Source organism: Citrobacter sp. Cpo061, from assembly GCF_030332845.1.
In the GTDB taxonomy this organism is placed as follows: domain Bacteria; phylum Pseudomonadota; class Gammaproteobacteria; order Enterobacterales; family Enterobacteriaceae; genus Citrobacter; species Citrobacter portucalensis.
The window spans coordinates 123274-145615 of sequence record NZ_JAOWHB010000054.1; the positions used below are offsets into that span (position 1 = coordinate 123274).

At 53.8% G+C, this 22342-nt stretch carries 15 protein-coding genes; 10 read left to right on the forward strand and 5 right to left on the reverse strand.

The window, feature by feature from the left end; genetic code table 11:
• The first annotated feature begins 22 nt into the window (after positions 1 to 22).
• From OGX97_RS20830 to trhP, 8 genes are all read left to right on the forward strand, one after another.
• Positions 23 to 1270, forward strand: a complete 1248-nt coding sequence (locus OGX97_RS20830; protein ID WP_020996658.1) for an MdtA/MuxA family multidrug efflux RND transporter periplasmic adaptor subunit — start codon at positions 23 to 25, stop codon at positions 1268 to 1270.
• Positions 1270 to 4392 carry an MdtB/MuxB family multidrug efflux RND transporter permease subunit gene (locus tag OGX97_RS20835; protein ID WP_286592722.1) on the forward strand — a complete coding sequence of 1041 codons (3123 nt, stop codon included), beginning with the start codon at positions 1270 to 1272 and terminating at the stop codon, positions 4390 to 4392. Before OGX97_RS20830 ends, OGX97_RS20835 begins: the two co-directional genes overlap by 1 nt.
• Positions 4393 to 7473: a multidrug efflux RND transporter permease subunit MdtC gene (mdtC, locus tag OGX97_RS20840; RefSeq protein ID WP_235127185.1), complete on the forward strand. Its 3081-nt coding sequence runs from the start codon at positions 4393 to 4395 to the stop codon at positions 7471 to 7473. It abuts the gene before it with no gap.
• A complete protein-coding gene (locus OGX97_RS20845) occupies positions 7470 to 8882 on the forward strand; it encodes an MFS transporter (protein WP_003834276.1) in 1413 nt (470 codons plus the stop codon). Before mdtC ends, OGX97_RS20845 begins: the two co-directional genes overlap by 4 nt.
• Positions 8882 to 10285 (forward strand): two-component system sensor histidine kinase BaeS, encoded by a 1404-nt coding sequence (gene baeS, locus OGX97_RS20850; RefSeq protein ID WP_003834277.1) that lies wholly within the window; start codon positions 8882 to 8884, stop codon positions 10283 to 10285. The genes OGX97_RS20845 and baeS overlap by 1 nt, the downstream gene beginning before the upstream one ends.
• Positions 10282 to 11004 carry a two-component system response regulator BaeR gene (gene baeR / locus OGX97_RS20855; protein WP_019077149.1) on the forward strand — a complete coding sequence of 241 codons (723 nt, stop codon included), beginning with the start codon at positions 10282 to 10284 and terminating at the stop codon, positions 11002 to 11004. Before baeS ends, baeR begins: the two co-directional genes overlap by 4 nt.
• A gap of 135 nt (positions 11005 to 11139) precedes the next feature.
• The gene (locus OGX97_RS20860; protein ID WP_071444781.1) at positions 11140 to 11472 is read left to right on the forward strand and encodes a YegP family protein; all 333 of its coding nucleotides are present in this window, start codon (positions 11140 to 11142) and stop codon (positions 11470 to 11472) included.
• Between the two features lie 159 nt (positions 11473 to 11631).
• The gene (gene trhP, locus OGX97_RS20865; protein ID WP_032943948.1) at positions 11632 to 12993 is read left to right on the forward strand and encodes a prephenate-dependent tRNA uridine(34) hydroxylase TrhP; all 1362 of its coding nucleotides are present in this window, start codon (positions 11632 to 11634) and stop codon (positions 12991 to 12993) included.
• A gap of 268 nt (positions 12994 to 13261) precedes the next feature.
• On the opposite strand, the gene clpA is transcribed toward trhP, so the two are convergent.
• A complete protein-coding gene (clpA, locus tag OGX97_RS20870; protein WP_279850755.1) occupies positions 13262 to 15538 on the reverse strand; it encodes an ATP-dependent Clp protease ATP-binding subunit ClpA in 2277 nt (758 codons plus the stop codon).
• Between the two features lie 30 nt (positions 15539 to 15568).
• Positions 15569 to 15889: an ATP-dependent Clp protease adapter ClpS gene (gene clpS / locus OGX97_RS20875; RefSeq protein WP_003036810.1), complete on the reverse strand. Its 321-nt coding sequence runs from the start codon at positions 15887 to 15889 to the stop codon at positions 15569 to 15571.
• 323 nt (positions 15890 to 16212) lie between these two features.
• On the opposite strand from clpS, the gene cspD reads away from it, so the two are divergent.
• Positions 16213 to 16437 (forward strand): cold shock-like protein CspD, encoded by a 225-nt coding sequence (gene cspD, locus OGX97_RS20880; RefSeq protein ID WP_003834283.1) that lies wholly within the window; start codon positions 16213 to 16215, stop codon positions 16435 to 16437.
• 74 nt (positions 16438 to 16511) lie between these two features.
• Here cspD and macB read toward each other — a convergent pair whose 3' ends face one another.
• Both macB and macA read right to left on the reverse strand, forming a co-directional pair.
• Entirely contained in the window at positions 16512 to 18458 is a 1947-nt protein-coding gene (macB, locus tag OGX97_RS20885) for a macrolide ABC transporter ATP-binding protein/permease MacB (protein ID WP_048215946.1), read from the reverse strand.
• Positions 18455 to 19570 carry a macrolide transporter subunit MacA gene (macA, locus tag OGX97_RS20890; protein WP_008785219.1) on the reverse strand — a complete coding sequence of 372 codons (1116 nt, stop codon included), beginning with the start codon at positions 19568 to 19570 and terminating at the stop codon, positions 18455 to 18457. Before macA ends, macB begins: the two co-directional genes overlap by 4 nt.
• Positions 19571 to 19729: 159 nt before the next feature.
• Between macA and OGX97_RS20895 the strand changes: the two genes are divergently transcribed.
• On the forward strand, positions 19730 to 20680 hold the full coding sequence (locus tag OGX97_RS20895; RefSeq protein ID WP_032943951.1) for a VirK/YbjX family protein: 951 nt from the start codon (positions 19730 to 19732) through the stop codon (positions 20678 to 20680).
• Here the strand turns inward: OGX97_RS20895 and OGX97_RS20900 are convergent.
• Positions 20677 to 22335 carry an ATP-dependent endonuclease gene (locus tag OGX97_RS20900; protein WP_003834292.1) on the reverse strand — a complete coding sequence of 553 codons (1659 nt, stop codon included), beginning with the start codon at positions 22333 to 22335 and terminating at the stop codon, positions 20677 to 20679. The two genes, OGX97_RS20895 and OGX97_RS20900, sit on opposite strands and share 4 nt — an antisense overlap.
• Positions 22336 to 22342: the final 7 nt, after the last annotated feature.

Consider the following 22342-nt stretch of genomic DNA (forward strand, 5'->3'; position numbering starts at 1 on the left):
TCAGGATGAGAAACTCATAACAATGAAAGGCAGTAATAAATCCCGCTGGGTGATAGCAATCGTGATCGTCGTGGCCGCCGTCGCCGCCATCTGGTTCTGGCAAAGCCGCAGCGCATCCCAGGGAACCGCACCGGGCGCGACCAAACCCGCGCAGCACACGGCGGGGTCAGGACGGCGTGGAATGCGCTCCGGACCGTTGGCTCCCGTGCAGGCTGCCACCGCCACCGAGGAAGCCGTGCCACGCTATCTGACAGGGCTGGGGACCGTTACTGCCGCAAATACCGCCACGGTGCGTAGTCGGGTGGATGGTCAACTCATCGCCTTACACTTTGAGGAAGGACAACAGGTTAAAGCCGGCGACCTGCTGGCAGAGATAGATCCCAGCCAGTTCAAAGTTGCTCTGGCTCAGGCGCAGGGACAACTGGCAAAAGATAAAGCCACGCTGGCGAATGCCCGTCGCGATCTTGCTCGCTATCAACAGTTGGTTAAAACCAATCTGGTCTCCCGCCAGGAGCTGGATGCCCAGCAGGCGCTGGTCAACGAGACGTTAGGCACAATAAAAGCGGATGAAGCCAGTGTCGCCAGCGCTCAGTTGCAGCTCGACTGGAGCCGGATAACCGCGCCTGTCGATGGTCGTGTCGGCCTGAAGCAGGTCGATGTCGGTAACCAAATTTCCAGCGGCGATACCACCGGAATCGTCGTCATTACGCAAACGCATCCCATCGACCTGATATTTACGTTGCCTGAAAACGACATTGCTACCGTGTTGCAGGCACAAAAATCGGGGAGCCAGCTGAAGGTCGAAGCCTGGGACCGAACCAATTCGCAAAAGCTCAGCGAAGGCGTCCTGCTCAGTCTCGACAATCAGATTGATGCCACCACCGGAACAATCAAAGTTAAGGCTCGTTTTAACAATCAGGATGATGCTTTATTCCCTAACCAGTTCGTTAACGCCCGCATGCTGGTCGACACACAACAAAATGCCGTTGTGATCCCAACAGCCGCCCTGCAAATGGGTAACGAAGGCCACTTTGTCTGGGTACTGAATAGCGACAATAAAGTGAGCAAACACCTGGTTAAACCGGGTATTCAGGATAGCCAAAAAGTGGTGATTGCCGCCGGGCTTTCTGCGGGCGATCGGGTCGTGACCGACGGGATTGACCGTCTGACGGAAGGCGCAAAAGTCGAAGTCGTTGAGGCGCACGACGCCTCTGTTTCCGACGAGAAAACAGCACCACGCGGATACGGCAAAAAAGGAGCTAACTCCTGATGCAGGTGTTACCTCCGGACAACACAGGCGGACCATCGCGCCTGTTTATTCTGCGCCCCGTCGCCACCACGCTGCTGATGGTCGCGATTTTGCTTGCCGGAATTATCGGTTATCGCTTCCTACCAATCGCCGCCTTACCTGAAGTGGATTACCCCACGATTCAGGTCGTTACGCTCTACCCTGGCGCCAGCCCGGATGTCATGACCTCGGCGGTCACCGCACCGCTTGAACGTCAGTTTGGACAGATCTCTGGCTTAAAACAGATGTCATCACAAAGCTCCGGTGGCGCATCGGTCGTTACGTTACAGTTTCAACTGACGCTCCCGTTGGATGTTGCCGAGCAGGAAGTTCAGGCCGCGATTAACGCCGCCACCAATTTATTACCCAGCGATCTCCCTTACCCTCCGGTCTACAGCAAGGTAAACCCGGCAGATCCACCGATCATGACGCTGGCGGTCACATCCAGCGCCATGCCGATGACGCAGGTGGAAGATATGGTCGAAACCCGCGTCGCGCAGAAAATCTCTCAGGTCTCCGGCGTGGGTCTGGTAACACTTTCTGGTGGGCAACGTCCGGCGGTCCGCGTGAAGCTTAACGCTCAGGCTATTGCCGCACTCGGTCTGACCAGCGAAACCATCCGTACGGCCATTACCGGTGCCAACGTCAATTCGGCAAAAGGGAGTCTTGATGGTCCAACGCGTGCCGTTACCCTTTCAGCCAACGACCAGATGCAGTCCGCGGATGAATATCGTCAGCTCATTGTTGCCTATAAAAGCGGGGCACCGGTTCGTCTGGGCGATGTTGCCACCGTTGAGCAAGGTGCCGAAAACAGCTGGCTGGGCGCATGGGCCAATAAGCAACAAGCTATAGTGATGAATGTTCAGCGTCAGCCTGGCGCAAACATCATCTCCACGGCAGACAGTATCCGCCAGATGCTGCCGCAGCTCACCGAGAGCCTGCCCAAATCGGTTAAGGTCAACGTACTTTCCGATCGTACAACCAATATTCGTGCGTCCGTAGCGGATACCCAATTTGAATTGATGCTGGCGATTGCGCTGGTAGTCATGATTATCTACCTGTTTTTACGCAATATTCCGGCAACCATTATTCCTGCGGTCGCCGTACCGTTATCGTTAATCGGCACCTTCGCGGTGATGGTATTTCTTGATTTCTCCATCAACAACCTGACCCTCATGGCGCTAACCATTGCGACAGGTTTTGTGGTGGATGACGCTATCGTGGTTATCGAGAATATTTCACGCTATATCGAAAAAGGCGAAAAACCGCTGACTGCTGCCCTGAAGGGCGCGGGCGAGATTGGTTTTACCATCATCTCTCTGACATTTTCACTGATCGCCGTACTGATCCCACTGCTATTTATGGGTGATATCGTAGGTCGATTATTCCGGGAGTTCGCTGTGACGCTGGCCGTGGCGATTCTGATTTCCGCCGTTGTCTCGCTCACTCTTACGCCGATGATGTGCGCGCGTATGCTGAATCAGGCCTCATTGCGTAAGCAAAACCGCTTCTCCCGTGCCTCAGAGCGCATGTTTGATCGCGTTATTGCCGGGTACGGCCACTGGCTGGCGAAAGTGCTCAACCATCCGTGGCTCACGCTGAGCGTTGCGCTCGGCACGCTGGCGCTGAGCGTTATGCTATGGGTCTTTATCCCCAAAGGCTTCTTTCCGATCCAGGATAACGGCATTATCCAGGGCACGCTGCAGGCACCGCAGTCCAGCTCATTTGCCAGCATGGCCCAGCGCCAGCGTCAGGTTTCAGATGTCATTCTGAAAGATCCGGCGGTAGAAAGCCTGACCGCTTTTGTCGGTGTGGACGGCACTAATACGGCATTGAACAGCGCGCGCTTACAAATCAACCTTAAGCCTCTGGATGAACGCGACGATCGGGTGCAGAAAGTGATTGCCCGCCTACAGGATGCGGTTGACAGAGTTCCCGGCGTTGACCTTTATCTTCAGCCCACTCAGGATCTGACGATTGATACTCAGGTCAGCCGGACGCAATATCAGTTCACGCTGCAAGCGACATCCCTTGATGCCCTCAGCACCTGGGTTCCACAGCTGATAGCAAAACTAAATCAGCTACCGCAACTGTCCGATGTCAGTAGCGACTGGCAGGACAAAGGGCTGGTAGCGTATGTGAACGTCAATCACGACAGCGCCAGCCGTTTGGGCATCAGCATGTCAGATGTCGACAACGCCCTGTACAACGCCTTCGGCCAGCGACTGATTTCAACCATCTACACCCAGGCCAATCAGTATCGCGTGGTGTTAGAACATGACACCAACAATACGCCAGGGCTTGCGGCACTGGATACAATTCGTCTGACCAGTAGCGACGGCGGCATGGTACCGCTCAGCGCGATCGCCAGTGTTGAACAGCGTTTTGCCCCGCTGTCGATTAACCACCTCGATCAGTTCCCGGTCACCACCATCTCATTCAACGTGCCAGACGAGTGGTCGCTGGGTGATGCGGTACAGGCCATTCTGGATACCGAAAAAACGCTTAACCTGCCCGCAAATATTACCACCCAGTTCCAGGGCAGCACGCTCGCCTTCCAGGCTGCGCTGGGAAATACCATCTGGTTGATTGTGGCTGCGGTTGTCGCAATGTATATCGTACTGGGCGTGCTGTATGAGAGCTTTATTCACCCAATTACTATTCTCTCCACGCTGCCGACGGCGGGCGTCGGGGCGCTTCTGGCGTTAATGATTGCCGGGAGCGAACTGGACGTCATCGCGATTATCGGCATTATTTTGCTCATCGGTATCGTCAAGAAAAACGCCATCATGATGATCGACTTTGCCCTTGCCGCGGAGCGCGAACAGGGAATGTCACCACGCGATGCCATTTTCCAGGCTTGTCTGCTGCGTTTTCGCCCGATCCTGATGACTACACTGGCGGCACTGCTCGGCGCGTTGCCGCTGATGTTGAGTACCGGCGTGGGCGCAGAGTTACGTCGTCCATTAGGTATTGGCATGGTCGGTGGGCTGCTGGTGAGTCAGGTATTAACCCTGTTTACCACTCCGGTGATTTATCTGCTGTTTGACCGTCTCTCGTTGTACGTGAAAAGCCGCTTCCCGCGTCAGGAAGAGGAAGCGTAAATGAAATTTTTCGCGCTTTTCATTCATCGTCCGGTGGCGACCATTCTCATTTCGGTAGCCATCACCCTGTGCGGCATACTCGGATTTCGTCTGCTGCCGGTCGCTCCGCTACCGCAGGTGGATTTTCCGGTGATCATGGTCAGCGCATCGTTACCGGGTGCCTCACCCGAAACGATGGCGTCCTCGGTCGCAACTCCGCTGGAGCGCTCGCTGGGGCGCATCGCGGGCGTGAACGAAATGACATCAAGCAGTTCACTTGGAAGTACGCGTATTATTCTCGAATTCAAATTCGACCGTGACATCAATGGCGCGGCGCGGGACGTTCAGGCCGCAATTAACGCCGCGCAAAGTCTGCTACCCAGCGGGATGCCGAGCCGACCAACGTATCGCAAAGCCAACCCTTCCGATGCGCCAATCATGATCCTGACGCTAACGTCGGACACGTACTCGCAGGGCGAACTTTACGATTTCGCATCAACCCAACTGGCGCAAACCATCGCGCAAATCGACGGCGTGGGCGACGTGGACGTTGGAGGCAGCTCTCTGCCTGCCGTGCGTGTAGGGCTTAATCCGCAAGCGCTGTTTAACCAGGGCGTGTCGCTGGATGACGTGCGTAGCGCAATTGACAACGCCAACGTGCGTAAGCCGCAGGGTGCTATCGAGAATGATACTCACCGCTGGCAGGTCCAAACCAACGATGAGCTGAAAACCGCCGCCGAATACCAGCCGATTATCATCCACTACAATAACGGCGCGGCGGTACGACTGGGCGACGTTGCGTCTGTGACCGACTCGGTGCAGGACGTACGCAACGCGGGGATGACCAATGCCAAACCGGCCATTCTGCTGATGATCCGCAAGCTACCGGAAGCCAATATCATTCAGACGGTAGACAGCATTCGCGCCAAATTGCCGGAGCTACAAACGCTGGTCCCGGCTGCTATCGATCTGCAAATCGCCCAGGACCGCTCGCCGACTATTCGCGCCTCGCTGGAAGAAGTCGAACAGACGCTGATTATCTCCGTGGCGCTGGTTATCTTGGTGGTCTTTATTTTCCTGCGCTCCGGGCGTGCGACGCTGATACCCGCGGTAGCTGTTCCGGTCTCGCTGATCGGTACCTTTGCCGCCATGTATCTGTGCGGATTCAGCCTGAACAACCTGTCGTTGATGGCGTTAACCATTGCCACGGGATTTGTCGTCGATGACGCCATCGTGGTGCTGGAAAATATTGCCCGCCACCTGGAAGCAGGAATGAAGCCGCTCCAGGCAGCGTTACAGGGTACGCGCGAAGTGGGATTCACCGTGCTCTCCATGAGCCTGTCGCTGGTGGCGGTGTTCCTGCCACTGCTGTTAATGGGCGGATTGCCTGGACGCTTGCTACGCGAATTTGCCGTCACGCTGTCGGTTGCTATCGGTATCTCACTGCTGGTGTCGCTGACATTAACGCCAATGATGTGCGGCTGGATGCTCAAATCCAGCACCCCGCGCGAACAGTCTCGCAAGCGGGGTTTTGGTCGTGTGCTAGTGGCGCTGCAACAGAGTTACGGCACCTCGCTTAAATGGGTGCTGCGCCATACGCGGCTGGTAGGCGTGGTGTTACTTGGCACCATCGCGCTGAATATCTGGCTTTATATTTCCATCCCCAAAACCTTCTTCCCGGAGCAGGATACGGGTGTATTGATGGGTGGGATCCAGGCCGACCAGAGCATCTCATTTCAGGCCATGCGCGGCAAACTGCAGGACTTTATGAAGATCATCCGCGACGACCCGGCGGTGAATAACGTCACCGGTTTTACCGGTGGTTCGCGGGTCAACAGCGGGATGATGTTTATTACCCTCAAGCCACGTGATGAACGCCGTGAAACGGCTCAGCAGGTGATCGACCGCCTGCGCGTCGCGCTTTCAAAAGAGCCAGGTGCGAATCTGTTTTTAATGGCGGTGCAAGATATTCGCGTTGGTGGACGCCAGGCCAACGCCAGCTATCAATACACATTGCTGTCCGACGATCTCGCGGCGCTGCGTGAGTGGGAACCGAAGATCCGTAAGGCGCTTGCCGCCCTGCCCCAACTGGCAGACGTCAACTCCGATCAGCAGGACAATGGCGCGGAGATGAATCTGATTTACGATCGCGACACCATGTCTCGTCTGGGGATCGACGTGGCAGCCGCCAACAGCCTGTTGAATAATGCTTTTGGACAACGACAGATCTCTACCATCTATCAGCCGATGAACCAGTACAAAGTGGTGATGGAGGTCGATCGACGTTACACCCAGGACATCAGCGCACTGGACAAAATGTTCGTCATCAACAATGACGGTAAAGCGATCCCGTTATCGTTCTTTGCTAAATGGCAGCCGGCGAATGCGCCACTGTCTGTGAACCATCAGGGCTTGTCTGCCGCCTCAACCGTGTCGTTTAACCTGCCGACAGGTTCTTCACTGTCAGAAGCGACAGAGGCCATCAACAGAACCATGACCCAGCTCGGCGTCCCTTCCACGGTTCGCGGTAGCTTTGCCGGTACCGCGCAGGTATTTCAGGACACCATGAATTCGCAGGTGATCCTGATTATCGCCGCCATCGCCACGGTCTATATCGTGCTGGGTATGCTGTATGAAAGCTATGTCCATCCGCTGACCATTCTCTCCACGCTACCTTCGGCTGGCGTCGGGGCGTTGCTGGCGCTGGAGCTGTTCAATGCCCCATTCAGCCTAATCGCCCTGATAGGGATCATGCTATTAATTGGCATTGTGAAGAAAAACGCCATCATGATGGTCGATTTTGCGCTGGAAGCGCAGAGAAACGGCAAACTACAGCCGGAAGAAGCTATTTTCCAGGCCTGCCTGTTGCGCTTTCGCCCAATAATGATGACCACGCTGGCGGCGTTGTTTGGCGCGTTGCCGTTGGTGTTATCCGCAGGAGATGGCTCTGAACTGCGTCAGCCTTTGGGGATAACCATTGTCGGTGGGCTGGTCGTGAGCCAGCTCCTGACGCTGTACACCACGCCCGTGGTCTATCTCTTTTTCGACCGTCTGCGTCTGCGTTTTTCGCGTAAAAACAGCAAACCGGTAGCAGAGTTATGACAGAACTTCCCGACAGCACCCGCTGGCAACTTTGGATTGTGGCATTTGGCTTTTTTATGCAGTCGCTGGATACCACCATCGTTAACACCGCGCTGCCCTCGATGGCGGCAAGCCTCGGGGAAAGCCCGTTACACATGCATATGGTCATTGTGTCATATGTTTTAACTGTTGCCGTGATGCTGCCCGCCAGCGGATGGCTGGCGGACAAAGTTGGCGTGCGTAATATCTTCTTCACCGCCATCATCCTGTTTACGCTTGGCTCGCTGTTTTGTGCCGGGTCCAGCACACTCAACGAGCTGGTGATGGCGCGCGTCTTACAAGGCGTTGGCGGCGCGATGATGGTGCCGGTCGGCAGGCTAACGGTGATGAAAATCGTCCCGCGTGAGCAATATATGGCGGCGATGACGTTTGTCACTTTACCCGGTCAAATCGGCCCGCTGCTGGGCCCGGCGTTAGGCGGAATTCTGGTTGAATACGCCTCCTGGCACTGGATATTTTTGATTAACATTCCGGTAGGCATTGTCGGCGCAATAGCGACGTTAATGCTGATGCCCAACTACACCATGCAAACCCGACGTTTCGACCTCTCAGGGTTCGCGATGCTGGCGGTCGGCATGGCGGTACTGACGCTAGCGCTCGATGGCAGCAAAGGAACCGGCCTCTCCAGTATCACGCTGGCGGCGCTGGTTATCTGCGGGGTGTTGGCTATTGCGCTGTATCTGAAACACGCCCATCGTAATCCGCGTGCGCTATTCAGCCTGAATCTGTTTCGCACACCAACCTTCTCGCTAGGTCTGTTCGGCAGTTTTGCCGGACGCATCGGCAGCGGCATGTTGCCGTTTATGACACCGGTGTTTTTACAGATTGGCCTCGGTTTTTCACCTTTTCATGCCGGGCTGATGATGATCCCGATGGTGCTGGGCAGTATGGGCATGAAGCGCATTGTGGTGCAGGTCGTTAACCGCTTTGGTTACCGTCGTGTGCTGATTACCACTACGCTTGGCCTGTCGCTGGTCAGTCTGTTGCTAATGACCACGGCACTGCTGGGCTGGTATTACGCCCTGCCCTTCGTGCTGTTTTTACAGGGAATGGTCAACTCAACGCGTTTTTCATCCATGAACACGCTTACGTTAAAAGATCTGCCTGACGATCTGGCCAGCAGCGGTAACAGCCTGCTGTCGATGATCATGCAGCTATCGATGAGTATTGGTGTGACCATCGCTGGCCTGCTGCTGGGCATGTTCGGCCAACAGCATATCGCCATCGACAGCGGAAGTACGCATACCGTCTTTATGTATACCTGGCTGTGCATCGCCTTCATTATTGCGCTGCCCGCCATTATTTTTGCCCGCGTGCCGAACGACACGCAAACCAACGCGGTGATTTCACGGCGCAAAAGGAGCACCTGATGAAGTTCTGGCGGCCCGGTATCACCGGCAAACTGTTTCTGGCGATTTTCGCCACCTGCATTGTGTTGCTGATCAGCATGCACTGGGCCGTACGCATTAGCTTCGAACGTGGTTTTATTGACTATATCAAGCACGGCAACGAGCAGCGGCTGCAAATGCTCAGCGACGCATTAAGCGAGCAGTACGAGCAGCACGGCAACTGGCGATTCTTACGCAATAACGATCGTTTTGTTTTCCAGATCCTGCGCTCTTTTGAACACGACAACGACGATGATAAACCGGGTCCAGGCATGCCGCCGCACGGCTGGCGTACACAGTTTTGGGTTGTCGACCAAAACGCCCGTGTGCTTGTCGGCCCGCGCGGCCCAGTTCCTCGCGACGGCATGCGCCATCCCATACGCGTTAACGGTAGCGAAGTGGGCGCCGTGATTGCCTCTCCTGTGGAACGCTTAACGCGGAATACGGATATCAATTTCGACATGCAGCAACGACGATCCAGCTGGCTTATCGTTGCGCTCTCCACGATCCTGGCCGCGCTGGCGACGTTTACGCTGGCGCGCAGCCTGCTGGCCCCGGTTAAGCGGTTGGTGGAAGGCACGCACAAACTGGCGGCGGGCGATTTCACCACTCGCGTTACGCCAACCAGTACGGATGAGCTGGGCAAGCTGGCGCAGGACTTCAACCAGCTCGCCAGTACACTGGAAAAAAACCAGCAGATGCGTCGTGACTTTATGGCCGATATTTCTCACGAACTGCGTACGCCGTTGGCGGTGTTGCGCGGTGAGCTGGAGGCCATTCAGGATGGTGTCCGCCAGTTTACCCCTGACTCCGTTGCCTCGTTGCAGGCTGAAGTCGGTACGCTCACCAAACTGGTTGACGACCTTCATCAGCTCTCCATGTCAGATGAAGGCGCGCTGGCCTACCAGAAAACATCGCTGGACCTCATCCCCCTATTGGAAGTGGCAAGCGGCGCATTTCGTGAACGCTTCGCCAGCCGTGGATTGACCATACAGCTTTCGCTCCCCGACAGCATGACGGTATTTGGTGACAGGGATCGTCTGATGCAGCTGTTCAACAACCTGCTGGAAAACAGTCTGCGCTACACCGATAGCGGTGGCGGGTTGCATATCAGCGCCGAACAACGCGAACGCATGGTGTTATTAACCTTCGCTGATTCCGCTCCCGGCGTAAGTGACGAGCAGTTACAGAAGCTGTTTGAACGATTTTATCGCACCGAAGGCTCGCGCAACCGCGCCAGTGGAGGTTCCGGGTTGGGGCTGGCGATTTGCGTCAATATCGTACAAGCGCATAATGGTCTGATTCGTGCCGCCCATTCGCCTTTTGGTGGGGTTAGCATTACAGTAGAGTTACCGCTGGAACGCGATTTACAGAGAGATGTATGACTGAGTTACCCATTGATGAAAACACACCGCGTATTCTGATCGTGGAAGATGAGCCTAAGCTGGGGCAACTGCTGATCGACTACCTGCGGGCAGCGAGCTATGCACCTACGCTCATCAGCCACGGCGACCTGGTTCTGCCTTACGTGCGCCAAACACCGCCCGATCTGATCTTGTTGGATCTGATGCTGCCCGGTACCGATGGTCTGACCCTGTGTCGGGAAATCCGCCGCTTCTCTGAAGTCCCCATCATGATGGTAACCGCTAAAATTGAAGAGATTGATCGCCTACTGGGGCTGGAGATCGGTGCAGATGATTATATTTGTAAACCCTACAGCCCGCGCGAAGTAGTCGCGCGCGTAAAAACGATCCTGCGTCGTTGCAAACCGCAACGCGAACTGCAACAAATGGATGCAGACAGCCCGCTTATCGTCGATGAAGGCCGTTTTCAGGCCTCCTGGCGTGGGAAGATGCTCGATTTAACGCCCGCCGAATTCCGCTTACTTAAAACGTTGTCACATGAGCCGGGAAAAGTATTCTCCCGAGAACAATTGCTTAACCATCTCTATGACGATTATCGCGTCGTTACAGACCGCACCATCGACAGCCACATTAAGAACCTGCGACGTAAGCTGGAGTCGCTGGATGCCGAGCAGTCGTTTATCCGCGCGGTCTATGGCGTGGGGTATCGCTGGGAAGCCGACGCCTGCCGAATTGCTTAAACTCTCCTGCACTTCAGGGCTCCGCTGCTCCGTGAGCCCTGGTAACTAGCAACTCTCCAAATATCGCTCATACTCTTTCTGACAATACTGTCGTCAATAACTGTTTGATATAAAACTTTTAATCAAGGAGTTCATATGGCTGGTTGGTTTGAATTAAGTAAGAGTAGCGATGATCAGTACCGCTTTGTTCTTAAAGCTGGGAACGGGGAAGTAATCCTTACCAGTGAGCTTTACACTACAAAAGGCGCTGCAGAAAAAGGGATCGCATCTGTCCAGGCTAACAGCCCTCTGGATGAGCGTTATGAGAAAAAAACAGCGTCTAATGGCAAATTACATTTCAACCTGAAAGCTGCAAACCACCAGATTATTGGTAGCAGTCAACTGTATGCGAATGAACAGTCACGCGAGACCGGTATTGCTTCAGTTAAGACCAATGGTGTCAGTCAGACGATAAAAGATAAGACCTGATAATTATTTGCTCAGCCGGGTAACGCAACGCTGTCGCCCGGCGTTTTTCTTTACCTGACTTCCTCGCAGCGCTACAATGCCCGCCCTTAATATGGGGGCACTCCCCTAACCGCCTCATTGAGTGAGGCGAGTCTGACCTGTCATCAGAACGAGAAAATTATGTTTAAACCGGAACTCCTTTCCCCGGCGGGAACGCTGAAAAACATGCGTTACGCTTTCGCCTATGGCGCTGACGCTGTGTATGCGGGCCAACCGCGTTACTCACTGCGCGTACGCAACAACGAATTCAACCACGAAAACCTGCAGCTCGGCATTAATGAAGCCCATGAACTGGGTAAAAAATTCTATGTGGTGGTTAACATTGCCCCACACAATGCCAAGCTGAAGACCTTCATTCGTGATCTGAAACCGGTGGTGGAAATGGGGCCGGATGCACTGATCATGTCAGACCCTGGTCTGATTATGCTGGTGCGCGAAAACTTCCCTGACATGGACATTCATCTTTCAGTACAGGCTAACGCCGTAAACTGGGCGACGGTGAAATTCTGGAAGCAGATGGGACTGACCCGCGTGATCCTCTCCCGCGAGCTGTCGCTGGAAGAAATCGAAGAGATCCGCACCCAGGTGCCGGATATGGAGCTTGAGATCTTCGTTCACGGCGCGCTGTGTATGGCCTACTCCGGCCGTTGCCTGCTTTCTGGCTATATCAACAAACGTGACCCTAACCAGGGTACCTGCACCAATGCCTGCCGCTGGGAATACAACGTGCAGGAAGGCAAAGAAGACGTGGTGGGCAATATCGTGCATAAGTACGAGCCTATTCCGGTACAAAACGTTGAGCCTACGCTGGGTATTGGCGCACCGACAGACAAAGTCTTTATGATTGAAGAAGCCCAGCGTCCGGGTGAGTATATGACCGCGTTCGAAGACGAACATGGCACTTACATCATGAACTCAAAGGATTTGCGTGCCATTGCCCACGTTGAACGCCTGACGCAGATGGGCGTGCATTCCCTGAAGATCGAAGGCCGCACCAAGTCATACTATTACTGTGCACGTACCGCGCAGGTCTATCGTAAAGCCATTGATGATGCCGCAGCCGGTAAACCGTTCGACCCGCAACTGCTGGAAACGCTGGAAGGCCTGGCGCATCGTGGTTACACCGAAGGGTTCCTGCGCCGCCATACCCATGACGACTATCAGAACTACGAATACGGCTTCTCTGTTTCCGAGCGTCAGCAGTTTGTCGGCGAATTCACCGGCGAACGTAAAGGTGAACTGGCCGCCGTACTGGTGAAAAACAAATTCACCGTCGGCGACAGCCTGGAGCTGATGACCCCACAGGGCAACATTAACTTTACCCTCGAACAGATGGAAAACGCGAAAGGTGAAGCCATGCCGGTTGCGCCGGGCGACGGTTACACCGTGTGGATGCCAGTACCAGAGGATATCGATCTGAATTATGCATTGTTGATGCGTAATTTTACCGGTGAGTCCACGCGCAACCCGCATACTAAGTAGTTAATTACGGTTATTTTTCAGCGTTCGGAAGATTCTTAGAAATCGATCACATACCGTTTCGTTCATTAAGGGTATTATCCCCTCCGCTGAAAAACATAACCCATAAATGCTAGCTGTACCAGGAACCACCTCCTTAGCCTGCGTAATCTCCCTTACGCAGGCTTATTTTTTGTCTGCCGTTTAAACTCCCTGAATATCCCAATTCAAATCACGATTATCAGGCGAAAAAAAACCGGGCATTACGCCCGGCTGATTAGGTGATTAAAGATTAATGTGCAGCTTCTGGCTTGTGCTTTTGTTCACTCTGGAAACCATAGGTCAGCTCATTTTTCTCTTTATCCAGCGCAACGGTCACCTGGCCACCATCCACCAGCGAACCGAACAGCAGTTCGTTAGCCAATGGTTTTTTCAGGTTATCCTGGACCACACGCGTCATTGGACGTGCGCCCATTGCGCGGTCATAGCCTTTCTCTGCCAGCCAGTCACGTGCTTCCTGACTCACTTCCAGAGAGACACCTTTCTGATCCAGCTGAACCTGAAGCTCGACGATAAACTTATCAACAACCTGATGAATCACCTCGGTAGAGAGATGATCGAACCAGATAATGTTGTCGAGACGGTTACGGAATTCCGGCGTAAACACTTTTTTGATTTCGCCCATTGCATCAGTACTGTTGTCCTGATGAATCAACCCAATCGATTTACGCTCAGTTTCACGTACACCGGCGTTGGTGGTCATGACCAGCACCACGTTGCGGAAATCCGCTTTACGCCCGTTATTGTCGGTCAGCGTGCCGTTATCCATCACTTGCAGCAGCAGGTTAAAGACATCCGGGTGCGCTTTTTCGATTTCATCCAGCAGCAGCACCGCATGCGGATGCTTAATAACAGCATCGGTCAGCAAACCGCCCTGGTCGAAACCGACATACCCCGGAGGCGCACCAATCAGGCGGCTGACGGTGTGGCGTTCCATATATTCGGACATATCAAAACGCAGCAGTTCAATACCGAGTGCTTTGGACAACTGCACCGTGACTTCGGTCTTACCGACGCCAGTTGGTCCGGCAAAGAGGAACGAACCGACCGGTTTATGCTCGTGTCCCAGACCGGCACGGCTCATTTTGATCGCTTCAGTCAGCGCCTCAATGGCTTTATCCTGTCCGAATACCAGCATTTTCAGACGGTTGCCCAGGTTTTTCAGCGTGTCGCGATCGCTCTGTGAAACGCTCTTCTCCGGGATCCGCGCAATGCGGGCCACAACGGACTCGATATCCGCCACGTTGACGGTTTTCTTGCGCTTGCTGACCGGCATCAGACGCGCACGCGCGCCCGCCTCATCGATCACGTCAATCGCTTTATCCGGCAGATGACGATCGTTAATGTATTTCACCGCCAGTTCGACCGCTGCACGCACCGCTTTGGCGGTATAGCGGACGTCATGGTGCGCTTCGTATTTCGGCTTCAGACCGTTGATTATCTGCACGGTCTCTTCTACCGATGGCTCAGTGACATCGATTTTCTGGAAACGGCGCGCTAACGCACGATCTTTTTCAAAGATATTGCTGAATTCCTGATAGGTTGTAGACCCTATCACACGGATCTTACCGCTGGAGAGCAGCGGCTTGATCAGGTTAGCCGCATCCACCTGGCCGCCCGATGCCGCACCCGCACCGATAATGGTGTGGATCTCATCGATAAACAGAATGCTGTTAGTATCCTGTTCCAGCTGTTTCAGCAGCGCCTTAAAGCGTTTCTCAAAATCACCGCGATATTTGGTGCCAGCCAACAGCGAGCCGATATCCAGGGAGTAAAGGGTGCAATCAGCCATGATTTCAGGCACATCACCCTGGACGATACGCCAGGCGAGCCCTTCAGCAATGGCGGTTTTACCGACACCAGACTCTCCCACCAGCAGCGGGTTGTTTTTTCTGCGACGGCACAGTACCTGAATGGCGCGCTCCAGCTCTTTGTCCCGGCCAATGAGCGGATCAATTCCGCCCACTCGGGCAAGCTGGTTAAGGTTAGTCGTGAAGTTTTCCATACGGTCCTCCCCGCCAGCTTGCTCTTCGTTATTTGGCTGATTCCCAGAGTCAGAAGACTGACTGGGTTCGTCTTTGCGCGTGCCATGAGAAATAAAATTCACCACATCAAGGCGGCTCACTTCATGCTTACGCAGCAGATAAGCCGCCTGAGATTCCTGCTCGCTGAAGATAGCGACCAGCACATTTGCGCCGGTAACTTCATTGCGCCCGGAGGACTGAACATGAAAGACCGCGCGTTGCAGTACACGCTGAAAACTCAACGTTGGCTGCGTGTCGCGTTCTTCCTCACTGGCAGGCAATACAGGTGTGGTCTGTTCAATGAAGGCTTCGAGTTCCTGACGGAGCGCCACCAGATCCACAGAACTCGCTTCCAGCGCTTCGCGGGCCGATGGGTTACTGAGCAACGCCAGTAACAAGTGCTCGACGGTCATAAACTCATGTCGGTGCTCGCGCGCTCTGGCGAAAGCCATGTTTAAACTGAGTTCCAGTTCTTGATTGAGCATAGGCACCTCCCCCAATGTTTATGCCTGCATTCAGGCTTTTTCCAGCGTACACAGCAACGGATGCTCGTTCTCCCTCGCATATTTGTTCACCATCGCTACTTTGGTTTCAGCCACTTCGGCAGTGAACACACCGCAGATAGCTTTGCCTTGATAGTGAACTGCAAGCATCAGTTGCGTTGCACGTTCTACATCATAAGAAAAGAATTTTTGTAACACGTCAATAACAAACTCCATCGGAGTGTAATCATCATTGACTAATATCACTTTATACATAGATGGCGGTTTTAGCGCGTCGCGCAATTTGTCTTCCGCCAGCAGATCGAAATCCAGCCAGTCGTTCGTCTTACCCATTGTCAGTCGTCATCTTCAGTTACGGTTTCCGGCAGAAAATCTTGCCGCTGACAAGCAGCCTATGCGCACAATCAATCTACCTCAAGTATTAGATAACTATCATCTATTAGTGCCATCCGCGACATCTGTCACATAACCGACAATAGCGTTAACTGCTTCAAATTTTGATGCATTTTTACCCTATTCCGTCTGCATGGCGCTTGACGCCCCGCCTGATTTCTCTAAATTGTAGTCTCGAGAGTTGGCGAGGTTTTGAACAGCCCCCACTCCGCCACCGGTTCATTCCATCTTACTTATATAAGATTTACGAAGGATGTCGAAGTATGGAAACGGGTACTGTTAAGTGGTTCAACAACGCCAAAGGGTTTGGTTTCATTTGCCCCGAAGGCGGCGGCGAAGATATTTTCGCCCATTACTCCACCATTCAGATGGATGGTTACAGAACGCTAAAAGCCGGACAGTCTGTCCAGTTTGATGTCCACCAGGGGCCAAAAGGCAATCATGCCAGTGTCATCGTGCCTGTCATTGAAACAGAAGCTGTCGCATAGCTCTTCTGTCTCATTGTGTACATCCCGCAGTCAAAATGCCAGCCCTAGCGGCTGGCATTTTTATCTCTGTGGCATTATTCCCGCGCCAGAGCATCTACTGGATCCAGACGTGCCGCATTCCGCGCCGGTAACCAGCCAAACAACACACCGGTTGCAGTCGAACACAGGAACGCCGTCAACAGCGCGACGGGTGAGAATCCAATTTCCCAGCCCGGCAGAAATAGCTGTAGCGTAAAAGCGATCAGCATCGACAGGCTAATGCCCAACGCGCCGCCAACCAGACACACTAACACCGCTTCAATTAAGAACTGTTGCAGCACGTCACTGGCGCGAGCGCCAACCGCCATACGAATACCAATCTCACGCGTTCGTTCGGTTACTGAAACCAGCATAATATTCATCACGCCAATCCCACCGACCACCAGCGAAATCACCGCCACCAGCGTCAGGAAGAGTTGTAATGTACGTGTGGTCTTTTCGGCGGTTTTCAAGATGCCGTCCATATTCCAGGTGAAGAAATCCTTCTTACCGTGGCGCAACGTCAACAGTCGGGTCAGTTGCTGTTCGGCCTGGGCACTGTCAAAACCATCCTTCACCCGCACGGTGATCGAGTTCAGCCACGACTGTCCCATAATACGCCCGGACATAGTGCTGTAAGGCAGCCAGACACGCAGGATCTTGCTACTGCCAAACATCGACTGTTTCTCTTCTGCAACACCAATCACCGTGGCAGGCATATTCCCCACCAGCACGACTTCGCCAACAACTTTCGCTTTATTGGGGAACAACTGACGACGGGTATTGCTGTCGAGCACCACCACCTGAGCGCGCCCCGCCAGTTGCTCGGCGTTAAAGGTGGTCCCTTCGCTAAATGTCATGCCATAGACGTTGAAATAGTCGCCGCTAACGCCATTAGCACTGGCAGCAACGTCGATATTGCCATAGCGTAACCGCAGGTTCTTCGACACCGCAGGCGTTACTGAACTGACCCAGGGCTGCTTCTGTAGCGCCGTCAAATCGTCATACTTCAACGCCTGTTGATATTGCGGATCGTCGTCGCCGAAGTCTTTGCCTGGATAGATATCAATGGTGTTAGTACCTATAGCGCGAATATCTGCCAGCACAAGTTGTTTAGCCGCATCGCCAACCACCACGATCGACACCACCGAAGCAATACCGATGATGATCCCAAGCATGGTCAGTAGCGTACGCATCTTATTCGCGGCCATTGCCAGCCAGGCCATCGTAAGCGCTTCACGAAAACCGCTGACAAACTGGCTCCAGCCGGATGCCGTTTTCACCGTTGGCTCCGCGATATCGCGTCCGCCAGAGGGTTTCTGTGGCGGTGGATTGCGCACAATCTCGCCGTCACGAATTTCAATGACCCGTTCGGCCTGCGCGGCGACCTGGCTGTCGTGAGTAACGATAATTACCGTATGCCCGCGATCGCGCAGCTGATGCAAAATCGCCATCACCTCTTCGCCGGAATGGCTATCCAGTGCACCGGTGGGTTCGTCGGCAAGAATAACCTGCCCCCCGTTCATCAGCGCACGCGCGATACTGACCCGCTGCTGCTGACCACCGGAAAGCTGGGAAGGTTGATAGTCAACCCGGTCACCCAACCCCAGCCGCTGGAGTAATTCCTGCGCACGCGCCAGGCGCTGCTTACGTTCAGTGCCAGCGTAGACCGCCGGTACCTCAACATTTTGTGCGGCGGTTAAATGCGACAGCAGGTGATAGCGCTGGAAGATAAAACCAAAATGCTCACGACGGAGTTGCGCTAGCGCATCGCTATCCAGCGTAGAGACATCGCGTCCGGCAACCCGATACGTACCGCTGGTTGGCTTATCCAGACAGCCGAGAATGTTCATCAGCGTCGATTTACCCGAACCCGACGCCCCGACAATCGCCACCATTTCCCCGGCCTGAATGCTCAAGGATACGTCCTTCAACACCTCAACCTGGCCTTCACCTGACGGATAGCTGCGGCGGATATGGCTCAGCTCAAGCAATGCTGTCATTTTGCAGCTCCAGCGTTGCCCTCACCGGTAATAACTTCATCCCCCTCTTCCAGCCCTTTCACGATCTCCACATCGGTGTCATTACGCGCGCCGATAACCACTTCACGTTCGCGGGTTTCGCCGTTACGCAGTAGTCTGACGTTATAGCGGTTGTTGCCAATAGGATCGCCCAGCGCCGACAGCGGGATGGTCAGGACATTTTTGACATCAGTGAGCTGGATATGGACCTGCGCGGTCATATCCAGACGCAGGATCCCTTTCGGGTTGGGAACTTCGAAGCGGGCATAGTAGAAAATCGCGTCATTCACTTTTTCTGGCGTCGGAAGAACATCTTTGAGCTTACCTTCGTAACGCGTCTGCGGATCGCCCAGCACGGTAAACCAGGCCTTTTGCCCAGGATGCAGGTGAATTACATCAGCCTCAGAAACCTGCGCTTTTACCAGCATGGTGCTCATATCGGCCAGGGTCAGAATGTTAGGTGCCTGCTGGGCGGCAATAACGGTTTGCCCCTGCAGGGTAGTAATTTGTGTTACTTCGCCAGCCATTGGCGCAACGATGCGGGTGTAATCAAGGTTGGTTTTCGCCGTATCGAGAGAGGCCTGATTACGCTTAATTTGCGCGTCAATTGTGCCAATTTGCGCCTGTTTGACCGCCATTTCGGTGGCCGCCGTGTCGAGATCCTGCTGTGAAACGGCCTGAGTTTTCGCCAGCTGTTGTTGGCGGGAGAGAGTGACCCGCGCCAGCTTCCACTCAGCTTCGGCTTGTAAACGCTGGGCGCGCAATTCCATCAGCGTCGCTTCAACCTCTTTGATTTGGTTTTGCGCCTGTTCAGGATCGATAACACCGAGCAACTGATCTTTTTTCACTTTATCGCCAATCGCGACCGACAGCGTTTTTAACTGCCCGCTGACCTGCGCCCCGACGTCAACTTTACGCAGCGCATCCAGCTTACCGGTCGCCAGTACGCTTTGTTGCAGATCGCCAGGTCGAACAATTAATGTTTGATACTGAGGTAAAGGCGCATTAAGCGTTCGCCAAAGTGCAATTACCGCCACAATAAGGATGACGGCGAACAGAAAATAGCGTTTTTTGATTTTTCCCTTGAGCTTCATAAATGTCCCAATTCCCCCAATACGCCCACCAGAGTGGAGTGCTAATCATCAACGTTAAATAAATCGCCGTTGAAAAGCGCAAGAATAACAGAGTTATTGATGAATGGTTAAGATCCGCTGTGCTGAAATTAGTACAAAGGTATCAATCGGATTTATATTATGAGCCAGCTAACTGAAAGCACTTTTCTTTCCTCAAAACCAGTCACAAGTTTTAGCCTCTTTTGTAGCCTGATGACCGGACATTGGCGCCCAGGACAATTTTGGCATCAGCGTAGCTTTCGTCGTAAGTTTTTGTTGCGCTCAGCGCTTATGCCGCGATTAACGCGTGAATGGATGACCGAGTTGGCGCAATGGCCTGACCTTGATAGCATACTTGCACGCCAGCCACGATTGCCGGTTCGTTTGCATCGCGCCTATCTCGCGAAAAACCTTGACCACAAAACGAAACTGGATGCCGTGCGTTATCACTACAATGCTATCCGCAGCTTTTTTTCAGCCACTGAATTTAAGGATTATTTAAGTGAAGATGGATTACAACTAGCACAAATTGAGGGAAAAAATAGCGAAGTATTTAGTGTAATAATGACTTCATTCATCATACTGGATAAAGAAGGTGAAAGCACCATTCTGGTACGCAATTGCGCTGGCGAGACTTTAGCGGAAATGACGTTTACGCTGTGCAATTATGAAGGGAACAGTACGTTGTTTATTGGCGGGTTACAGGGAGGAAGCCGATTACTGCCACATGAAGAAATTCAAAAAGCGACCAAATCATGCCATGGGATTTTCCCAAAACGTATTGTGATGGAAGCCATTTGCTGTTTTGCGGAACAATTAAATATCGAACAAATTCTGGCTGTAAGCAATGAACAGCATATTTTTCGTAGCCCGCGCTACGACGATAAAAACAAGGTAATTCTTTCCGACTACAACACTTTTTGGGAGTCGGTTGGCGGTGAGTGCGACAGCAACGGGTACTATCATATTCCACGCACGCTGGCGCGAAAAAGCGAGGCGGATATTGCCAGCAAAAAACGCGCAGAATACCGCCGCCGCTATCAGCTACTGGACAGCATCCATTCGCAGCTGTCGTCGATGTTTCGCCACTAATCCGCTCTGCCGCGTGCCAGCCACAGCACGCGGGAAAACATTTTTCGCAGCAGCGTTGGCACCGCATCAACGCCCCGCCGCCCGGCTTCCATCGCCACCTCAATGGCCAAATCCGGTTTTGACGAACGATGTATCGCCTTGGAGATAATTTTGCGCATATTCATAGGCACATTCTCAGGGATTTGCGCCACCCGGTGAAAGACGTCAGCAAACCCCTGGCGATACATAAAGTGTTCCATATCCAGCGCGGGGAGCATGGTCAAATGCTCACGCTCTTCCTCTCTGTCGTCATTCAATAAGCTACGTACCGTGGCCGCGTACTTTTTCCCGGCTTCATCGCCATCGACCAGCACATGCCACTCTATCCCCATCCGGCGGGCGAATTTAACCAGCGGCTTAAGACCGGACTGGGCAAATTCAATGACTTTAATCCCTTCTGCATCAAAGTGGTGTCCGCACTGGCGGGCCAGTTCGTTAATAACCCAGGTTTCCGTTTCACCTTCCACCAGCAGCCAGCAGCGGGCAAACAACGATGACGCACGATTAAAACGAATATGAAATGCGATTCGCCGACCATCTTCTGCACTGATCCCACCCGGCCCCAGCCGCCAGGCAGCGACGCGGGATGATTCACGTACCAGACGAACAACATGCTCAACAGGCGTAAGGGACAGCAGCTCACCAGAGTTGGTGGTCGCCACTCGCTGCAGAGGCAGTAAATTCAACAAGTGCCAGGCCACCGACAGCATGATGGGATGTAAACGCGTTTCCGGATCTTCCACCAGCAGTAAAGGTCGGGCGTCTTTATCCAGCCTTAGCGTGCCTTTGGCCTGCAACAAGGTCGAAAACAGGCCCAACAGAATAACCCGGTGCGTACGTCCGCCGGGTTTATCAATCATGCGGTTAATAATGTCCAGATAGCGCCAGCTCCGTTGTTCGTTATTGGAGCGACGGCGCATCAGACGGTAGCGGGACTGGCCAGCCCCCTGCTCGGAAAAATAGTGCTCCAACAACTGAACCATGGCCGATAACCCCTGGCGGATCTGCCCGTCAGTCAGGTTTTGCGGCCGGGTAGCCAGCTCACGCGCCAGAAAATCCAGTTGGCGGGCGGTGACTTCGACATCCGCCGAGTCCGGCACGGTACCGTTGCGGATCCGTCGCATAAATCGCGCGTCGCGCAGACGCAGTACAGGCATCAGACGCACAAGGTGGCGCGCCTGATCGTTAATGTCATCGAGAGGTAATGGATGGCCGTCGCCATCAAGAAAACTGCGCAAGGTAAGAACGCTACCGTCATCCGCACACTCGCCTTCCAGGCGATAAAAAATGCGGTGATAGCCATCCTGGCAAGGCGTCCAACTGGCTTCCAGAGGACGATAGCGACGCACCCGGTGACGACCCGGCTGGGATTCACGAAACGTCAGGATAATGTGCAGGTGGTGTTCCCGGCCCTGTATATCACCCGGCGGGAACCAGAAATCCTCGCGGACAAAATGATACAAGTCTGACTCCGGCGACAGCAGCAGGGTTAAGGCATCCAGCAGACTGGATTTACCCCACGCGTTCTCCCCAATCAGCACGTTGCTCTGCTCCAGCATCAACGACAGACGGTTAATACCGCGAAATCCAACAATCTCAACGCGTTCGAGAATCATATAGCCT